At 57.4% G+C, this 18,316-nt stretch carries 16 protein-coding genes; 9 read left to right on the top strand and 7 right to left on the bottom strand.

Going from position 1 to position 18,316, the window contains the following annotated elements; all coding sequences use genetic code 11:
- The first annotated feature begins 36 nt into the window (after positions 1-36).
- The 6 genes from RE418_RS14535 (at position 37) to RE418_RS14510 (ending at position 5,855) form a co-directional block, all read left to right on the top strand.
- Positions 37-1,374 (top strand): lipopolysaccharide biosynthesis protein, encoded by a 1,338-nt coding sequence (locus RE418_RS14535; RefSeq protein ID WP_004935553.1) that lies wholly within the window; start codon positions 37-39, stop codon positions 1,372-1,374.
- Positions 1,371-2,240, top strand: a complete 870-nt coding sequence (locus RE418_RS14530; protein ID WP_049203524.1) for a hypothetical protein — start codon at positions 1,371-1,373, stop codon at positions 2,238-2,240. The genes RE418_RS14535 and RE418_RS14530 overlap by 4 nt, the downstream gene beginning before the upstream one ends.
- A gap of 20 nt (positions 2,241-2,260) precedes the next feature.
- A complete protein-coding gene (locus RE418_RS14525; RefSeq protein WP_089181689.1) occupies positions 2,261-2,827 on the top strand; it encodes a YtfJ family protein in 567 nt (188 codons plus the stop codon).
- A gap of 28 nt (positions 2,828-2,855) precedes the next feature.
- Entirely contained in the window at positions 2,856-3,926 is a 1,071-nt protein-coding gene (lptF, locus tag RE418_RS14520; RefSeq protein ID WP_089181118.1) for an LPS export ABC transporter permease LptF, read from the top strand.
- The gene (lptG, locus tag RE418_RS14515; protein ID WP_089181119.1) at positions 3,923-5,002 is read left to right on the top strand and encodes an LPS export ABC transporter permease LptG; all 1,080 of its coding nucleotides are present in this window, start codon (positions 3,923-3,925) and stop codon (positions 5,000-5,002) included. The genes lptF and lptG overlap by 4 nt, the downstream gene beginning before the upstream one ends.
- A gap of 103 nt (positions 5,003-5,105) precedes the next feature.
- Positions 5,106-5,855, top strand: a complete 750-nt coding sequence (locus tag RE418_RS14510) for a glycosyltransferase family 2 protein (protein ID WP_043143064.1) — start codon at positions 5,106-5,108, stop codon at positions 5,853-5,855.
- Between the two features lie 67 nt (positions 5,856-5,922).
- Here RE418_RS14510 and RE418_RS14505 read toward each other — a convergent pair whose 3' ends face one another.
- Positions 5,923-7,230: a serine hydrolase gene (locus RE418_RS14505; protein ID WP_089181120.1), complete on the bottom strand. Its 1,308-nt coding sequence runs from the start codon at positions 7,228-7,230 to the stop codon at positions 5,923-5,925.
- 107 nt (positions 7,231-7,337) lie between these two features.
- On the opposite strand from RE418_RS14505, the gene RE418_RS14500 reads away from it, so the two are divergent.
- Positions 7,338-8,255 carry a LysR family transcriptional regulator gene (locus tag RE418_RS14500; RefSeq protein WP_089181121.1) on the top strand — a complete coding sequence of 306 codons (918 nt, stop codon included), beginning with the start codon at positions 7,338-7,340 and terminating at the stop codon, positions 8,253-8,255.
- Positions 8,256-8,374: 119 nt separating this feature from the next.
- Here RE418_RS14500 and RE418_RS14495 read toward each other — a convergent pair whose 3' ends face one another.
- Positions 8,375-9,364: a hypothetical protein gene (locus tag RE418_RS14495; protein ID WP_089181122.1), complete on the bottom strand. Its 990-nt coding sequence runs from the start codon at positions 9,362-9,364 to the stop codon at positions 8,375-8,377.
- A gap of 368 nt (positions 9,365-9,732) precedes the next feature.
- Between RE418_RS14495 and RE418_RS14490 the strand changes: the two genes are divergently transcribed.
- Positions 9,733-11,520 (top strand): ATP-binding protein, encoded by a 1,788-nt coding sequence (locus tag RE418_RS14490; RefSeq protein WP_089181123.1) that lies wholly within the window; start codon positions 9,733-9,735, stop codon positions 11,518-11,520.
- A gap of 257 nt (positions 11,521-11,777) precedes the next feature.
- On the top strand, positions 11,778-12,782 hold the full coding sequence (locus RE418_RS14485) for a LacI family DNA-binding transcriptional regulator (RefSeq protein WP_004935582.1): 1,005 nt from the start codon (positions 11,778-11,780) through the stop codon (positions 12,780-12,782).
- A gap of 6 nt (positions 12,783-12,788) precedes the next feature.
- Here the strand turns inward: RE418_RS14485 and araD are convergent, their stop codons facing one another.
- The 5 genes from araD to RE418_RS14460 are packed head-to-tail and all read right to left on the bottom strand — an operon-like array spanning position 12,789 to position 18,303.
- Positions 12,789-13,481: an L-ribulose-5-phosphate 4-epimerase gene (araD, locus tag RE418_RS14480; protein WP_021505898.1), complete on the bottom strand. Its 693-nt coding sequence runs from the start codon at positions 13,479-13,481 to the stop codon at positions 12,789-12,791.
- Positions 13,475-14,344 (bottom strand): L-ribulose-5-phosphate 3-epimerase, encoded by an 870-nt coding sequence (locus tag RE418_RS14475; protein ID WP_089181124.1) that lies wholly within the window; start codon positions 14,342-14,344, stop codon positions 13,475-13,477. The genes araD and RE418_RS14475 overlap by 7 nt, the downstream gene beginning before the upstream one ends.
- Entirely contained in the window at positions 14,331-15,818 is a 1,488-nt protein-coding gene (locus tag RE418_RS14470; RefSeq protein ID WP_043136360.1) for an FGGY-family carbohydrate kinase, read from the bottom strand. Before RE418_RS14470 ends, RE418_RS14475 begins: the two co-directional genes overlap by 14 nt.
- Positions 15,819-15,826: 8 nt before the next feature.
- Complete coding sequence (locus RE418_RS14465; RefSeq protein ID WP_089181125.1) at positions 15,827-16,816, bottom strand: ABC transporter permease; 990 nt, start codon at positions 16,814-16,816, stop codon at positions 15,827-15,829.
- The gene (locus RE418_RS14460) at positions 16,813-18,303 is read right to left on the bottom strand and encodes a sugar ABC transporter ATP-binding protein (protein WP_043136367.1); all 1,491 of its coding nucleotides are present in this window, start codon (positions 18,301-18,303) and stop codon (positions 16,813-16,815) included. Before RE418_RS14460 ends, RE418_RS14465 begins: the two co-directional genes overlap by 4 nt.
- Positions 18,304-18,316: the final 13 nt, after the last annotated feature.

Raw genomic sequence — 18,316 nt, 5'->3', positions numbered from 1 at the left:
AGTGCAGCAAAACAACGATAACGGCTGGTTTGGGTTATGAAACGGTGGTTTTCCGATGGCGCGTTTCGCTCCATTTTACGTAATGCCGCCTATTTAGGCTCCGGCAGCGTCGCCAGCGCGCTGCTCGGCCTGCTGGCGCTCTCCTGCGCCGGGAAAGGCATGTCGCCTGAAATGTTCGGCGTGCTGGTGGTGATCCAGGCCTACACCAAAGCGGTCAGCGATTTCATCAAATTCCAGACCTGGCAGTTTGTGGTGCAATTCGGCACCCCGGCGCTGGAGCATCAAAATACCGGGCGCTTCCGCGACGTCGTCGCCTTCTCCTTTGGCCTGGATATCGCCAGCGGCGTCATCGCCGTGCTGGGCGGCATGATCATGCTGCCGTTCTTGTCTCACGCCCTGGGGCTGGACAGCGAAAGCTTCTGGCTCGCCATGCTGTACTGCACCCTGATCCCGTCGATGACCTCGTCCACGCCGACCGGCGTGCTGCGCGCCTTCAACCGCTTCGATCTCATCGCCATCCAGCAGGCGATCAAGCCGTTCCTGCAGGCAGTGGGCAGCGTCATCTCCTATTATTTCGATCTGGGGTTCCCCGGCTTTATCGTCACCTGGTACGCCTCTAACCTGATCGGCGGCACGCTGTTTTGGTGGTTCACCGCGCGCGAACTGCGCCGCCGCGATATCCACGGCGCGCTGAGGCCACGCCTGTTCAACGTCGCGCGCCGCATCGAGGGCGCCTGGAACTTCGTCTGGACCACCAACATTGCCCATACCATCTGGGCCGCGCGCAACTCCTGCACCACCGTGCTGGTGGGCGTGGTGCTCGGGCCGGCCGCCGCCGGGCTGTTCAAGATCGCCATGACCTTCTTCGATGCGACGGGCACCCCGGCCAAGCTGCTGGAAAAAAGCTTCTATCCCGAGATCATGCGCCTGGATCCGCGCACCAAAACCCCGTGGCTGTTGGGCCTGCGCTCCTCGCTGCTGGCCGGCGGCATCGGCCTGGCCGTCGCGGTGTTGATGTTGCTGGTGGGCAAACCGCTCATTTCCGCCGTCTTCGGGCAGCAATACCTGGAAGCCTATGACCTGATTCAAATCATGCTGGGCGCGATCATCGTCTCCATGATGGGCTTCCCGCAGGAATCCTTACTGTTTATGGCAGGCAAGCAGCGCGCTTTCCTGATCGCGCAGGCGACGGCCTCGGCGGCCTACATTGCGCTGCTGGTGTCGATGGCGTATGCCTTCGGCGTGCAGGGCGCCGCCTTCGCTTATTTACTGGGGCAATGTTTAGACGTGCTGTTATCCCTGATACCGACGATCGGCGCCTACCGCAATCGCTTTATGTTGGGGCTGAATGTGCCCAAAGAGAGTAATCAATGACCGCTATCACGAATTGGAAGAAGTTCTCCGCCGAAACCACCCAGGCGCTGTTTGTCGCGGTGGAAGAGGATGACCTGGTCGAGGCGAATATCAGCCTGCCGCAGCAGATCGATCTGGAATGCTCCCCCGAGAGCATCCGGGACAACTACGCGCTATGCCTGCAGTTTTGGGAAGACGGCTTTTCCCGCCGCGAGCTGCTGCAACTGGTGAACGGTTTCCTGCAAGACCCGCAGTTGGCGGCGGCTACGCGCATGCGCTACAAATATATCCGCGCCCGCTATAAGCACTTGCGCTTCGCCCAGCAGCTGTACGGCGCCCCCCACCGCGCCAACCGCCTGTTCCACACCACCACCGTGGTACTCGGCCATTTTCAGGACGCGTTTCGCAACGGCAACCAGAAGAACCTGACGCTGTACGGCAACCTGCTGCGGCTGCTGCTCAGCAAGCCGGTGTGGTCATACGTGCGTTATGCGCTGCGCCACACCCGCCTGGAAAGCGCACAGGGCTTTATCACCTACCGCCAGGAGCAGATGCGCCAGCTGCAAACGCTGATCGCCGGCCCGGCGCTGACCGGGCATCAGTTCCATGACGTGCGCAAAATCGTCAGCCGCCAGGTCTCGTTTTACGACACGCTGAGATCGATCGATCCCGACAACCGCGAGGCCCGGCAGATCTCGCGCTTCCTAGCGGCGATTAACGGCCTGATGGGTGACCGGCATGACGTGATGGTGGCGGACAAGCTGGCCGGCGGCGATATCTATGATCGGCCTGCGATCCTGGATATCGACATCCGCCAGCGCCTGGAGCTGCTGCTGGCGCGCTTTCCGCTGTCGTTTTCCCAGCCGGCCATCGCGGCGGGCAGATAAGCGCATTGCCCGTAGCCATGATGACGTTACCTCGCTTGCTGACCCTTGCGCTGCTGCTGTCACCGCTGGCGGCATCTGCGCATAACTTCGTGCATGGCCGGCCGGTGGCGCCGATCGCCATCGCCGATCGCGGCGAGCTGCTGCTGCGCAACGGCGATTTCAGCTACCGGCCGTGGAACAGCGCAAAACTGGCGGGCAAGGTGCGGGTGATCCAGTACATCGCCGGGCGCACCTCAGCCAAAAAGAAGAACTCGCTGCTGATCAACGCCGTTAAGGACGCGAACCTGCCGGGCGATCGCTTCCAGCCGACCACCATCGTTAACACCGACGACGCGATACCGGGCTCCGGCTTCTTCGTGCGCGGCAAGATCGAGAAAAACAAACGCCATTACCCCTGGGCGCAGTTCATCGTCGACAGCGACGGGCTGGGGCGCATGGCCTGGCGGCTGCCGGAGGAGAGCTCCACCATCGTGGTGCTGGATAAGGCCGGGCGCGTGCAGTGGGCGAAGGACGGCGCACTCACCCCGCAGGAAGTTGACCAGGTGATCGCCCTGCTGCGCACCCTGATCGCGCAGGAGACGCCATGAAGCGCACGCCGCCGGGAGCCGATGACGCATGTCTTTGATTGAACGCTATATCACGGTTGAGATCCGCCGCCTGGTGATGATGATCGCCGGGTTTCTGATCTTTATGTTCGCCAGCTACTCCGCCCAGCGCTACCTGACCGACGCCGCCAACGGCACGCTGGCGCTGCGGGTAGTGGCCGACGTGGTTTTCTATAAATCGCTGATCGCGCTGGAGATGATATTGCCCGTCGCGCTGTATGTCTCGGTGGCGGTAGCGCTGAGCCAGCTGTACAGCGATGCGGAGATCACCGCCATGCTGGCCGCCGGCGCCAGCCCGCTGCGACTGTACAAGGCGGTGCTGCTGCTCGCCGTGCCGCTGGCGATCGCGGTCACACTGCTGTCGCTGTATGGCAGGCCCTGGGCGTACGCCAATATTTATCAGCTGCAGCAACAGTCGCAATCGGTGCTGGACGTGAGCCACCTGCAGGCCGACAAATTCAACGTCAGCGGCAACGGCCGTATGATCCTCGCCAATCACGTCGACAAAACGGCCAACCACCTGACGGACGCCCTGATTTATGTGCGCGGCGGCCATCACACCAACCTGTATCGCGCGCAGTCGGTGGAGGTGCTCGACGCCTCCCCCGCCAGCCCCGCCGTGCGGCTGAAAACCGGCACCGCCTATGTGCTTGATCGTGAGGGCGCCGACGACAACGGGCAGAACTACGACAACTTTGATATCGCGCTTAAACCGTTCGTGCCCAGCGCCGAAAGCCGGCACAAGTCGGCCTCGCCGGCGGAGCTGGCGCGTTCCGCCGATCCGGGCGACGCCGCCGAACTGCAATGGCGCGAGAGCCGCGGGCTGACCACCGTGCTGATGGTGCTGCTAGCGATCCCCTTTAGCCGCATCAAGCCGCGACAGGGGCGCTACGCCGCGCTGTTGCCCCTGACGGTGCTGTTTACCGTGATTTTCTATGGCGGCAACATTTGCCGCACGCTGGTGGCCAACGGCTCTCTGCCACCGATCCCCGGCGTTTGGCTGGTGCCGATAGCGATGGCTGTCGGCATCGCCCTGCTGCTGGCGCGCGACTTATCACTGCTGCGGAAACCCTCCCGATGACCATTTTTAGCCGCTACCTAATGCGCAACGTGTTCATCGGCTTCGCCGCCGCGGCCGGGTTGCTCATCCCGCTGTTCACCACCTTTACGCTGATCAACGAGCTGGAGGACGTCACTCCGGGCGGCTACCGCTGGCAGCAGGCGCTGCTGGTGACCGTGATGACCCTGCCGCGCAGCCTGGTCGATCTGGGGCCGTTTATCGCGCTGCTCGGCGGCATCGTCGGGCTGGGGCAGCTGTCTAAAACCCTGGAGCTGACGGCGATCCGCTCCGCCGGGATGTCGATATTCCGCATCGCGCTGGTGATGCTCGCCGCCGGGCTGCTGATGAACCTCTCGCTCGGCGCCCTCGATGAATGGGCCGCTTCGCCGCTGCAGCAACGCGCGCTGCAGATAAAGAACAACGCGCTGGCGCAGTCGAACGATAACGACGTCACCGTGAACCCGCTGTGGGCGCGGCGCGGCAACGAGTTTGTGACGGTCAAAACCGTCGATGAGAACGACCAGCCCCACGGCATTGAGATCTTCCGTTATCAGGCCAACCGCGCGCTGGAATCTTACATTTACGCCGACAGCGCCAGCACCGCCGCCGACGGCAGCTGGCTGCTGCACAACGTGATGCAAAAAAGCTGGCAAGGCAGAAAGGAGACGATTCAGCGGCAAGATAGCCTGCTCTGGCGCTCGCTGTTCGCCGTGCCGAGCCTGAAAGAGCTGACCCTGCCGGCCGGCAGCTTCTCGCTCCAACAGCTGGATCGCTATATCGATTATCTGCAGGGCTCTGGGCAACCCAGCACCGAATACCGCCTGGCGCTGTGGAAAAAACTCGGCCAGCCCCTGCTGGTGCTGGCGATGATTTTGCTGGCCATCCCGTTTACCTTCACCGCCCCGCGCGCGCCCGGCATGGGCAGCCGATTAGCGCTCGGCGTCATCATCGGGCTGCTGACCTACATCGCTTACCAGATCGTCCTCAATCTGGGGTTGCTGTTCGCCCTCAACGCGCCCTTCACCGCCCTCGCCCCGCCGCTTTTACTCCTGGCATTGTCGCTGGCGCTGGTTTATCGGTTTGATCGGCGGGGTTAGGCATTTTCCGAGGTTGATAAGGGATAAGAAGAGAATCGCAATTTCCATTCCAGAGAAAACATTACGCGCTCACCTGCTCAGCGATTTTTAAGGATGTTAGTTAATGGCAAAGATAGCTGTTTGTATACTGACTTTTAACTCCTCTCGTTTATTACACGAGGTGCTTTCTCCACTCATGGGCATTGCGGATGAGTGGATTGTGGTGGACTCCGGAAGTACGGATAAAACGCTGTCTATTTGCCAAAGCTTTGGAATAAGCCCTATTTACCATCGTTTCGAAACGCATGGACGACAAATGAACTTTGCGATTTCTCAATCTCACCATGATTGGGTACTGTGCCTGGACAGCGACGAAATCCTTGATGCCGAAACCATAGCGTCCATTTTAACATTCAAATCGCAGGCAAACCCGCCACCACAGCAAGCCTATAGAATAAAAAGGAATTGGTTTGTACTCGGGCAGCCAGTCAGAACGATTTATCCCATCTCCTCACCGGACTACCCCGTTCGACTGTTCAATAGAACACAGGTCAGGTTCAATGATGCTCCGGTAGATGATGCCGCTGAAGGCTATATTCACACGTCGGTCATTCCCGGCAATGTTAAGCACGATACTTTTTATTCTCTCCATGAAATACTCAATAAGCTCAATAGCTATACGACAAGGGTAGTCAAATACAGAGACATCAGGCCCTCGATATTTCGTGGCGTCGTAAGCGCGATCGGCGCGTTTTTCAAATGGTACGTACTGAGCGGCGCATGGAAGGAAGGCAAAGTCGGCGCCGTTACTGGGTTTTATGCCGTGGCCTACAGTTTCCTAAAGTATTTTAAATCCTGGTATGGCAAAGATTGATAGCGTTAAGGACAGAAACAGGGGCTGAATGACAACCGCCATCCAGCCCCTGCTTGCCCAGCCGACGTTAACGCAACTCCTTCGCTATCGCGCTAAACATCAGCGAGGCCTCCAACGGTTGGGCGCTGAAAGAAGGCTCCGCCTGCGGCCAGGTGGACCACTGGACGATCACCAGATTCTCCGCCTGATTGACCATGATCATCTGACCGAAGATCCCCAGCGCCCACAGAGAATGCTTGAGGGAGGCCTGCGGAGTGGGTTCTACGTTGGCCGCATTGGCCGGCACTTCGTTGTTCCACCACTGGTAGCCGTAGATGCCGTTGGGATGCGCCGCCGACACCGAGCCCGCCGCCCGCGTCCAGTTGGCCGACTGGGCTACCCAATTTTCCGGCAAGATCTGTTTGCCGTTCGGCAGCGTCCCGTTATGCAGAATGAACTCACCGAAGCGCCCCCAATCTTCCAGCGTGGCGTTGAAGCCGTGCGCGCCCACGTCGTGTTGGCCTTTGGCGTAGGCATGCCACACGCCGTCGCTCGCCATGCCGTACGGCTGCCAGATGCTTTGCTGCAGATAGGCCGCCAGCGGCATGCCGGTGGCGCGCTCCAGCACGTCGCCCAGCAGCCACGCGCCGCCGGAGGAGTAAGACCAGTTCTGCCCGGCAGGGTGCGCACGCTGCAAGCCGGCCACCAGCTTGCGCACGCAGGCATGAGTACCGGGTTTGGCCTCACACTCGGTCAGCTGCGCGAAGTCCGATTTCGGGTTGGTGTAATCCTCATTCCACGCCACGCCGGAAGTGTGGGTGATCAGCTGCCTGAGGGTCACGCCGTCCCACGCGGTGCCTTTCAGATCGGGTTCGTATTGCGTGATAAGATCGTCGAGCGAGCGGATCTTACCCTGTTTAATCGCCACGCCCACCAGCGTGGCGACCACGGATTTGCCCACGGAGCGCGATGTCCACAGGGTAGCGTCGGTATTACCCTGCCCCAGATATTTCCAGGCGATTTTGCCGTCTTTCAATACCAGCATGCCGCTGACGTTCTGGCGCTGCAGGTAATCCTGCAGGTGGTAGGTTTTGCCATTCACCCGATAACTGGCATCGGTTAGCTGTTTAGCGGCAGTAAGCAGCGGCGTGGCGTTGCCATGGTGAAATACATCCCCCGCATAGTTGCGGTAGTCATTACGAAAACCGACCACCCGATCGCTCTGGCTCCAGGTGAGCATCTTGTGCGTGTCCGGCAATTGCGCATCGAAAGGCGCGGGACAGGCGCTAAGTTCGGTGCCCGCACAGGCGGCCAGCACGGCGGGCGCCAGCAGGCCGCTGCAGAGGCTGATGACAACGCCCGCCAACAGGCTGCGGTTAAACACTTTGCTTTTCATATTATTTCTCGCATAGCTCAGGAAGGCGTTCAGCTTAAAAAAACGCGGCCTATAATAAAAAACGCCTGATGGGGGAAAATCCCCCGCAAAATCGACGGAGGAACCGCGTGCCGAGCCTGATTTATTCCTTTGCCCAACTGGAAGCCTTCACCGCCGTGGCCGAGCACGGCAGCCTGGCGAAAGCCGCGCTCAAGCTGGGCAAAGACCGCACGACGCTGCGCGATTTGATTGATTTTCTCGAGGATGGCTTGGGCTATGCGCTGTTCCTGCGCGAGGGGCGCAGCCTGCACCTGACGCCGGAGGGTGAACAGCTGCAACGCCAGGCGCACCTGCTGATGCGCCAGGTGAAAGCGTTTGAGGCGTTTGCCAAAGACGTGCCGAAGAGCGCGGCGCAGGAAATCTCGCTGGTCTACGATCCCTTTACGCCCCGCGCGTTGCTGCAGGCGCTGATTGCCGCCATGGCCCAACGCAACACGCGCCTGAGCCTGATTAACGCCTCGCGCGACGAAGCGGAAAGTCTGCTGGCAAACGGCCAGGCCGATCTGGGCATCTGCCAGGCGCGCAACCGCAGCGTGGGCGACGCCATGGAGTGGCGCGCCTTAGGGGCGATAGAGATGGATTTTTACGCGTCTAAAGCGCTTTTCCCCGGCGCGGAACAGCCGCTTTCGCTGCTGGAGCTCTCGCTCGCGCCGCAGGTGATCATGCACCCGGATTCTGACGAACCCGTGGCGCGCCGCCTGCAAATTTCAGGGCACACTATCTTCACCAACGAGCTGGAAATGCTGCGCGCCCTGCTTGAACAAGGCTGCGGCTGGGGATTCTTGCCGACGCATATGCATGCCGAACAGTGGAAAAGCGTCAACACGCTGCGCACCGAAGTGGGCAGCCAGGGGATCAGCCAAACCATGGTGACCATCTGGAAGCCGGGCAATGACCGGCGGGCGCTGATTGATGAGACGTTGGGGTTGTTGCCGGGGTTGTGGCGGGGGGAAATAGAGACTAACCACATCATGCTAGGTGCATAATAAAAGAATAACCATAAAAAACCTCGTAAGAAATAAAATAACCCGAACCAACTAGCATTTATTTAACCAAAAGACTTAAGTTAGATCGAGTTACTCTAAAACCATCTATTTTTAGACCTTTAACTAATAACTCCTGGACTTACTTTAAATCCAGTAGGTGAAAAGAAAGAAGACCTATCGATTGCAGTGAACAAGTCAATCCTAGCTATATGATGATTGCTTGATGGAATTAACTTTGAATAAAGAAAGTAGTTTAAATTATCTGAATTTAACTCAACTACAAACCCAGATATATCCAGATCATAACAAGACTGCAAAACCTTATGTTTTGTTGATGGGAATTTTATTTTATATATTTCATTATAGCAAGGTTGGAAATACCTTATTAAACCAGCCTCTATCAATCCTATTTTTTGTTTTTTATTTGGTGGATTTCTAATTGCATTTAAAAGTCTTTTTTCGTTTTTGTCAGAGCGATCTGCGCCAACGGCTCGTCCATCAATAGACGAAAATAAATTTTCATGCTTAAACTCATGCATGAAGATCATTATTTCTTTATCTGGGTAGTCATAAGCAGTTCTTGCAAGAATCTTCTGTAACGTTGAATGGCTTCTTAATCTATCCATCGCATTTCTATCCCCTTGATTCCCAAGAGCTTGGCCAACATATAAAACTTCATAGTTATTGAGTTCAGTAACCTCCCCAACTCCGTGTGTTATATACATATTTGCAAGATAATCTGCAGGTATGTAAGTACACTCATGTCCTTTAGAGTCATAACTAATTATCTTCTTAAATGGATAGTCACAAGAAATAGAAATTACATCTTCGTCTAACTCCCATGGGAAATCACTAAACTCAACACTCCTTTCCACTCCATCTATTTTATAGCAGAGACAACCAGATAATTTATTCCCTTCATGCTTAATCGAACCATTTTTAAAGTACGGAGCCGGCCTCGCGGCAATAGTATATATATGGCACTCTGAGATTGCCTTAATTTGCGCTGGGGTCATCTTGTCATCGCTTAACAATTGATTAGCTGTTAGCATCGCTGTATAACTATTTAGATAACCAATACTATATTCAGTTACAAACTTTCTCTTCATATCCAAATTCCTTCTATATCCATAGCAAAATTAAAGAATGAAACATTCCATATAAAAAACTTATCAAATATTTAAATTACTTATAAAAATCGCACCATTGTATGAAATTAAAATAGATATGACAAACCAAGAGTCAAAATTTTTTCAAGTTTACCCCAAGCATTATCATGCCATTATTAATTATAACAAAAGGAATAATACCAGTTGATCATCAATGTAAAGTGTAATTATTCCATTGCATCGCATTATCATAAATAGATTGTGATCACAGTAGTCATAATTTTTTTTCCTTAACATACGAACTTGGGTGTTTTTGTTATTTTTTAGAAGAAATTAAACCCTAACCTTTAGAAGAAAGCGGTGTTTTTATGAGACTTGAAAAGCTAATCTTAAAGAACTTTAGAGGCTATCACGGTGAGCATAGTATTGATATCAACTCACTAACTGCATTAGTAGGTAGAAATGATGTCGGTAAAACTACTATCCTAGATGCGATTGGGATATTTTTCGATCATAAACTATGCAAATATGATTCTACTGATAAGTGTGTTGATAGTACAGACAATGATGATGTAATAATTGGGTGTGTTTTTTCAAATGCTGATGTACGTATCATTTTGGACTCCACATCGGTTACCGATCTTAAGAGTGAATATTTGTTAAACAATGCTGGGAAGTTAGAGATATATAAAATATTTGCAAAAGGTAAAGGAACTGGCAGCATTCAAGCGAAATGTATAGCTCCATCAGCAAAAGGAGTTAAGAACTTACTTGCTAAGAAAAATGATGAGCTTAAGATAATTGCTGAAACACTAGGCGTAGATAAAGCAGATAAAAGATCTAATGTTAGTTTAAGAAAGGAAATTTATAAGAAAAAATCAGATTTAAAACTTAAAGAAATTCTTGTTAAATTGAATTCTGAGGAAGGGAAATTAATCTGCGAAAAGATATACGAAAAACTACCTCACTTTGCATTATTTCGTGCAGACAGGCCAAGTACAGACGAAGAATCTGAAGTGCAGGATCCAATGAGGTCAGCGGTTCAATCGGCACTGCAAAAGATTGAATCCCAACTTGAAGAAATCAAAGAAAACATAAAAAACCACGCTATTGAAGTAGCAAGAAATACAATTAGACATTTAAATGAAATATCACCTAACCTCGCAGCCAACTTAATCCCCAAATTTAGAGCAGAACCTAAGTGGGAAAATATTTTCAAACTATCATTAGAGGATGACAGAGGGATAGCAATCAATAAACGTGGCAGTGGTGTTAGACGTTTAGTCCTTATTAGTTTTTTTAAAGCAGAAGCAGAAAGGCTGCAAAAGGAATTCCCAGAAAAAGGTGTTATATATGCAATCGAAGAACCGGAAACATCTCAGCATCCATCTAATCAAAGACTCCTCATTGAGGCATTTCAGGAACTAGCAAACTCGGAAAAATGTCAAGTTTTGATTACAACTCACGTACCAGCACTTGTGGAAAACATACCTACAGAATCTTTACGCCACATAACAAGGACAGTTGACAATGGTTTAGAAGTAAAAAATGGTGATGATGATGTTTTTAGAAATATAGCGAATGATCTGGGCGTATACCCTGATAGCAGAGCATCTGTTCTCGTATGTGTTGAGGGCCCTAATGATATAAACTTCTTAAAGAATATTGGTAAAATCTACCTTGCCAATGGTATTGAAAACGTTCCTGACATGATAAATGATCCACGCATAGTTTTTATTCCAATGGGAGGGCACACACTCAAAGATTGGGTTAACAATAACTATTTAAAAGGTCTTAATAAACCAGAGGTTCATATATATGACAGAGATACCTCAACCCCTCCACAGTATGAAAATGAATGCAATGCAGTAAATGCGAGAAAAGATGGCTCCATAGCATTTATGACCACAAAAAGGGAAATGGAGAATTATTTACATCCTGATGCCATTCAGGCTGTTTTTGGTATAAAAGTAGCTGTAAATGACATGACTGATGTTCCAAAAACAGTATCTAAACTAACACGTTACAATGAAAGCAAAGCCAAGAAGAAGCTGAATAGATATGCCACAGAAAAAATGAGCTATCAAATGCTCATTGTTAGTGATGCAACTAATGAGACTTTGACCTGGTTTAATGCCATATATGATAGATTATAATGTTATTCATGGGGACTGTGATTTCCGGTCCCTTTTTTTTTAAAATTTCAATAATGGTATAATCTGTTTTTTCAACGTCCTCCCCATTTCGTTAATTAATTAATAAAAAAAATCACCGAGTTATTACATTCTACGACGGCCAGCTTCAGTACAAATAGTTTTCCTTACCATTAACATAAAAACAACTCCCCCCTAGCACCGCCCCCGCCCTTTCCCTACAATAAGGGATCTGTTGAGGCATAACGCAAGGAAAGACGGTGTCGAAAGCCAATCCCAATGCCACTATCGTGGATATCGCCCGCCGCGCCAGGGTGACCAATATCACCGTTTCCCGCGCCTTCAATAAGCCCGAGCTGGTCAAGCCGGAAACCCGCGAGCGCATTCACGCCATCGCCAAAGAGCTGAACTATGTGCCCAACGCGTTCGCACAGGGGCTGAAAAGCAGCAGCAGCCAGATTATCGGCATCGTCACCAGCAGCATGTACAACCCGTTCTATTCCGGCCTGATCAAGACCGTGTCGCGCATTGCGCGCCAGCAGGGCTACCAAATCATGCTGTTCGACACCGACGGCAGCGAAGAGGCGGAAATGCGCGCCATTCAGGCGCTGTTCGGCTACAAGGCGCGCGGCATCCTGCTCTCGGCGGTGCGCGACGACAAGCGCTACCGCCCCGCCTATCTCGAGCTGGCCGAGGTGTACGGCGTGCCGCTGATCCTTATCGACCGCGATCTTTACGATCAGCAACTGAGCGGCGTGTTCCTCGATAACCGCGAGATTGGCGTTTTGGCCGGGCGTTATCTGGCGGAGCAGCCGGAGCAGAAGCTGCTGATTATCGGCGGCCCGGCGGATTCGGAGATCACCTTAACGCGCACTGCCGGCATCGTCGCGGCGCTGCAGGGCAGCGGCCGTGAGATTCATATCATCAACGGCGACTATGATTTCACCTCGCAAGAGAGCGAAGTGCGCGCCTATCTGGCGCAGCCGGAGAACCGCCCGGATTACATCATCGGCCTGAACGGCATCATCACGCTGGGCGCCATCGCCATTTGCCACGAGATGGGGCTTTATCAGCAGGTGAAGTTCTTCTCGATAGACGAGCCGCCGCGCGCCGGCGCTTACGGCCTGCACATTCCGGGGGTGTATCACGATACGCAGAAACTGGGGGAGATCGCCGCGGAGCTGCTGTTCAGCGCCATTAACAGCCCGCGCGGCGAGTTGCCGGTGCGCAGAGAGTTCTTCACCGGCTCGCTGTTGAATCGCTGACGGGCGCTATTGCCCGTAGTAGGCGTGTTTGCCGTGTTTGCGCAGGAAATGTTTGTCCAGCAGCTCCGGCTGCATCGGGGCGATAGCCGGCGCCAGCTGGCGGGTCGCCATCGCCATGATCGCCACCTCTTCCAGCACCACCGCGTTGTGCACCGCATCCGCCGCGTCCTTGCCCCAGGCGAACGGGCCGTGGGAATAGACCAATACTCCCGGCACCTGCTGCGGATCGCGCCCCGCCTGATTGAAGGTCTCGATGATCACCTTGCCGGTTTCTCCCTCGTAATCGCCGGCGATCTCCGCCTCGCTCATCGGCCGGGTGCAGGGAATGTCGCCGTAAAAGTAGTCGGCGTGGGTGGTGCCCAGCGCCGGGATCGGCTGCCCGGCCTGCGCCCAGATGGTGGCGTTGCGGCTGTGGGTGTGCACCACGCCGCCGATATCGGCGAAGGCGCGGTACAGCGCCAGGTGGGTGGCGGTATCGGATGAGGGTTTACGGTGCCCTTCGCGCACCTTGCCCTCCAGATCCACCACCACCAGATCCGCCAGCGTCATCGCCTCGTAGGCGATGCCCGAAGGCTTGATCACCACCAGCCCGCTCTGGCGGTCGATCGCCGAGACGTTGCCCCAGGTAAAGGTCACCAGCCCGTATGCCGGCAGGCTGAGGTTGGCGGCCAGCACCTGCCGCTTGAGTTCGTTCAGCATGCGATGCCTCCCTCATTCATTTGTTGTTCGATCCAGGCCTTGGCCTGGGCAATGCGTTGCTTATCCTGCCCGTCTTCGCGCGCCCACATCTCCAACAGGTAGGGGCCGCGATAGCCGAGCGCGTTGAGCACAGAAAAAGCGTGGGCGAAATCCACGCAGCCCTCGCCGAACGGCACGTCGCGGAACTGCCCGGCGCTGCCCGGCTCCACGGCGACGGTGTCTTTGAGGTGCACGGCGGTGATGCTGCCGATGCCCAGCGCCAGCTCGGCGGTGACGTCGTTGCCCCAGGCGCTGAGGTTGCCGAGATCGGGATACACCGTGAACCACGGGCTGTTAACATGGCGGGCGATGTCGCGCCATTTGCTGATGCTGTTGATGAACGGCGTGTCCATCACCTCCACCGACAGCATCACCTGCGCCCTGGCGGCCTGCGCCGCCGCCCACTGCATGCCCTCGATAAAGCGTTCGCGGCTGTGGCGATCGGCCGGTTCGTAATAGACGTCGTAGCCCGCCAGCTGGATGTTGCGGATGCCGAGATCCGTCGCCAGTTCCAGCGCCTTGCTCATCAGCACCCGCGCCCGTTCGCGGGTGGCGGCGTCGGCGCTGCCGAACGGATCGCGCCGGTGCGCCGACAGGCACAGGCTCGGCACCGTCACCCCGCTGTCGAGCCGCGCCTGGATAAACGCCAGCCGCTGGCGGCGATCCCAGTCCAGCCGCTGCTGGCGCGCCGGCTGCTCGTCGATCGACATCTCCACAAATTCAAAGCCCAGCTCGGCGGCGGTGGCCAGCCGCTGCGGCCAGCTCATATCGGCGGGCAGCGCCTTTTCATACAGCCCCAGACAGGCGGCGTTAGTCGTTTGCATCAGTCACCTCACTCAAAGCCTGGGCGACCGCCAGATAGCGTGCCTGCTGGGCGCGCAGGCGCCGGTGGGCGGCGGTCGCGGGATAATAACAGCGCAGCTTGGGCGGCGCGGCGGCGATCGCCTCGGCGAACCCGGCGTACTCCCCGGCGCCGACGGCGGCGCACAGGGCGGCGGCGCGGCAGCCGCTCTGGCGGGTTTCCACCACCTCGAGCGGCAGGTTGCCGGCGTCGGCGTACATCTGCATCCAGACCTCGGACTGCGTCGGCCCGCCGGTCATGCGCACCCGCTCGATGCGCGGGTTCAGCTGCACCATGCGCTCCTGATGGATCAGGTGCGAGAACACGATGCCCTGATAGATCGCCTGCACCACGTCCGCCATCTCGTGGTGGGCGCTCAGGCCGATCAGCCCGCCCGGCGTGTTGCCGCCGAGGTTGGAGCCGTACAGATAAGGCAGGAACAGCAGCCCGCTGGGCTGCTCGCAGCGCTCGGCCACCCAGGCGTTGAACTGGGCGTAGCGCTGCCGGTCGTCGGCGCAGAACTGGCGCAGGAACCAGGCCAAATTGCCGGCCGAGGTCGGGCTGCCTTCGTGCACGAAATAGCGGCCGTCGATGCAATAGCGCCCCCAGGCGTAGGGATAATCGGCGGGAAGGATGCGCTCGGTCACGCAGGTGGCGATCGACCAGGTGCCTGCCACCGCGCTGAGCGTGCGATCGTCGGCCACGCCGGAGCTGAGCGCCGCGCCCACCACGTCGAACAGGCCGCCGTACACTGCGGTGCCCGCGCGCAGGCCGCACTGCGCCGCCGCCGCGGCCGTCACCCGCCCGGCCAGCTGCGCCGAGCCGATCGTTGGCGCGGTCTTCTCCTGCGCCTCTTCGATGCCGAAGGCCGCCATCAGCGCCGGATCGTAAGCGCCGCTGTGCTGGTTAAACAGGTTGCTGCCGGAAATGTTGGTCACCTCGGCCGCCGCCTCGCCGGTGAGGCGAAAGCGCAGGTAGTCGTGCGCCATCAGGATGCGATCGACGGCGGCGTACTGCGCCGGTTGCCGCTGCTTCAGCCAGCGCAGCAGCAGCGCCGGGTGGCTGGGCCACAGCGGCTGCAGGCTGCGCGGGTAGGTCTGCGCACCCACCCCGGCGCGACGCAGCTCAGCCGCCGTGGCCGCCGCGCGGTTGTCCGAAGAGAGGATACCGTTGCCGACCGGCTTGCCGTGGCGGTCGATGGCGTACAGCCCTTTGCCGTGCGCCGAAAAGCTGACGCCGCGCACCTGGCCGGCCTCCAGCCCCGCCGCGTGCAGCGTCTGGCGGATCGCCGCGCAAACGTCATCCCACAGCGCGTCCATATTGCGTTCGCTGAAGCCCGGCTGGGCGGCAATCGCCGCGCCGTCGCGCTCGGCGATCGCCAGCTCTTCGCCGCTTGCGCGGTACAGCCCGGCCTTGATCACCGTGCCACCGACGTCTATGCCAAGAAAGACTGACATCGCGCCTCCTATTTGCGCCGCACGGAGCTGAGGTAGATGGCGGCCAGGATGATGCCGCCCTTCACCACGTTCTGGATATACGGCGATACGTTCATCAGATTGAGGCCGTTGTTGAGTACCCCGAGCATCATCGCCCCCACCAGCGTGCCAATGATGGCGCCGCGCCCGCCGGAGATCGCCGCCCCGCCCAGCACTACGGCGGCGATGGCGTCCAGCTCGAAGCCTTCGCCGGCGTTGGGCTGCCCGCTCATCAGGCGCGAGGTCAGCACCAGCCCGGCCAGCGCGGCGGTCAAGCCGCTGATCACGTACACCAGCATCTTGTAGCGCGGCACGCGGATGCCGCTCAGGCGCGCCGCCTCTTCGTTGCCGCCCATCGCGTAGACGTAGCGGCCGAACGGCAGCTGGTTGAGCATCAGCCAGGCCAGCACGTACACGCCGAGCATGATCAGGATCGGCACCTGGATGCCCAGCACCGTGCCGCGGCCGAAGAACGCGAACACGTCGGGCAGGCCGGAGATCGGGTAGCCGCCGGTATAAAGCAGCGCCAAGCCGCGGGCGATGCCCATCGACGCCAGGGTGACGATGATCGGCGGCATGCGCAGGTAGGCGATGCAGGCGCCGTTGGCCAGGCCGAACAGCGCGCCGACCGCCAGCGCCGCCACCATCGCCAGCGGGATGGGCACCGCCGCCAGCATCAGCCCGGCGGCGACCGAGCCGACCAGCGCCATCACTGGCCCCACCGAGAGATCGATGCCGCCGGTCAGGATCGCGCAGGTCATGCCCACCGCGATGATGGCATTGATAGACACCTGGCGCGCCACGTTGGTCAGGTTGTTGACGCTGAGGAAGCTGTCGTTCAGCAGGCTCATCAATACGAACAGGACAGCGAAGCCGATAAACGGCAAGACCGCCGGGTGATGCAGCAGTTTTTCCCAGCGTTTGCCGAGGCTGGGGCCGGCGGCGCGGCGCGCCACGGCGGGTTGTTCAATTCCGATCATAGGGCACTCCCGGTCGCGTGAAGCATGATGTGGTTGGATTCGATGTCGTCGCCGGTCAGCTCGGCGACGATGTGGCCGCCGCGAAACACCAGCACGCGGTCGCACACGCCGATGATCTCCGGCAGTTCGGAGGAAATCATGATGATGGAGATGCCCTGCAGGGTCAGTTGCTGCATCAGTTGGTAGATCTCGGCCTTGGCGCCCACGTCGATGCCGCGCGTCGGCTCGTCGAAGATCAGGATGTTGCAGTCGTTGTTGAGCCAGCGGGCGATCACCACCTTCTGCTGGTTGCCGCCGCTCAGGGTGCTGACGGCGGTCTCGGCGTCCGGGGTTTTCACCCCCACGGCGCGGATCAGCCGCTGCACCACGTCGCGATCCTTACGGGCGCTGACGAAAATCTTGCCGCGCCGGTGGTGCCGGTTGAGGGTGATGTTCTGCGCCACCGAAAACGGCAGCACCAGGCCCTCGGTTTTGCGGCTCTCCGGCAGCAGGCCGATACCCTGCGCCAGCGCCTGCGCCGGGGAGCGCAGCGCCGCCGGTTGGCCGCCGAGGCTGACGCGTTTGCGGTGGCAGCGGCTGGCGCCGATCAGCGCCGAGACGGTCTCGGTGCGCCCGGAGCCCACCAGCCCGGCGAAGCCGAGGATCTCGCCCTTGTGCAGGTGGAAGCGGTCGGTCGCGCCGTGCTTCTCACGCTGGATCTCCGCCTCCAGCAGCACCGTCGCGGTATCGACCGGGTGCTGTTTCACCGGGAAGGCGTTCTCGATTTTGCGCCCGACCATCAGCCGCACCAGCTCTTCCACGTTGGTGTCGCCGGTGGCCAGCGTTTCGATGTAGGCGCCGTCGCGCAGCACGGTGATGCGATCGCAGATGGTGAAGATCTCGTCCAGGTGGTGCGAGATAAACACCATGCCGACGCCCAGCAGCCGCAGATCGTTCATCACGCTGAACAGGTGCTCGGCCTCGCCTGGCGTCAGCGTGGCGGTCGGTTCGTCCAGCACCAGCACCCGCGCCTCCAGCGACAGCGCCTTGGCAATTTCAACGAACTGCTGCTGCGCCACGCTCAGCTGCTCCACCGGGCAATCGAGATCGATAGCCACCGTCAGCCGCTTGAAAATGGCCTCGGCCTTGCGCCGCATCGCCCGCCGATCCAGCAGGCCCCAGCGGTTCCTGATCTCCCGGTTGAGGAAGATGTTGTCGATGGCGCTCATGTAGGGAATCAACGAGAATTCCTGAAAAATAATGCCGACCCCGGCCTCGATCGCCTGGCGATAGTTGTTAAAGCGGCGCTGCTCGCCGTCGATAAAAATATCGCCCTCGTCCGGCTGATAGATGCCACACATGATTTTCACCAGCGTCGATTTGCCGGCGCCGTTTTCGCCCAGCAGGGCGTGCACCTCGCCGCGTTGAATGGCCAGATCGATGCCGTCCAGCGCCTTCACGCCGGGAAAGCTCTTTTTTATTCGCTTCAGTTCCAGTAAAGGTGTCACCGTATTGCCCTCC

The organism is Serratia sp. szju (assembly GCF_044594185.1).
GTDB classification, from domain to species: domain Bacteria; phylum Pseudomonadota; class Gammaproteobacteria; order Enterobacterales; family Enterobacteriaceae; genus Serratia; species Serratia bockelmannii.
This window is presented reverse-complemented; position numbering and strand designations above follow the sequence as displayed.

Coding starts and splice junctions, on each gene's coding strand:
- RE418_RS14535 (WP_004935553.1), top strand. CDS start 37: ATGAAACGGTGGTTTTCCGATGGCGCGTTTCGCTCCATTTTACGTAAT.
- RE418_RS14530 (WP_049203524.1), top strand. CDS start 1,371: ATGACCGCTATCACGAATTGGAAGAAGTTCTCCGCCGAAACCACCCAG.
- RE418_RS14525 (WP_089181689.1), top strand. CDS start 2,261: ATGACGTTACCTCGCTTGCTGACCCTTGCGCTGCTGCTGTCACCGCTG.
- lptF (WP_089181118.1), top strand. CDS start 2,856: ATGTCTTTGATTGAACGCTATATCACGGTTGAGATCCGCCGCCTGGTG.
- lptG (WP_089181119.1), top strand. CDS start 3,923: ATGACCATTTTTAGCCGCTACCTAATGCGCAACGTGTTCATCGGCTTC.
- RE418_RS14510 (WP_043143064.1), top strand. CDS start 5,106: ATGGCAAAGATAGCTGTTTGTATACTGACTTTTAACTCCTCTCGTTTA.
- RE418_RS14505 (WP_089181120.1), bottom strand. CDS start 7,230: ATGAAAAGCAAAGTGTTTAACCGCAGCCTGTTGGCGGGCGTTGTCATC.
- RE418_RS14495 (WP_089181122.1), bottom strand. CDS start 9,364: ATGAAGAGAAAGTTTGTAACTGAATATAGTATTGGTTATCTAAATAGT.
- RE418_RS14490 (WP_089181123.1), top strand. CDS start 9,733: ATGAGACTTGAAAAGCTAATCTTAAAGAACTTTAGAGGCTATCACGGT.
- araD (WP_021505898.1), bottom strand. CDS start 13,481: ATGCTGAACGAACTCAAGCGGCAGGTGCTGGCCGCCAACCTCAGCCTG.
- RE418_RS14475 (WP_089181124.1), bottom strand. CDS start 14,344: ATGCAAACGACTAACGCCGCCTGTCTGGGGCTGTATGAAAAGGCGCTG.
- RE418_RS14470 (WP_043136360.1), bottom strand. CDS start 15,818: ATGTCAGTCTTTCTTGGCATAGACGTCGGTGGCACGGTGATCAAGGCC.
- RE418_RS14465 (WP_089181125.1), bottom strand. CDS start 16,816: ATGATCGGAATTGAACAACCCGCCGTGGCGCGCCGCGCCGCCGGCCCC.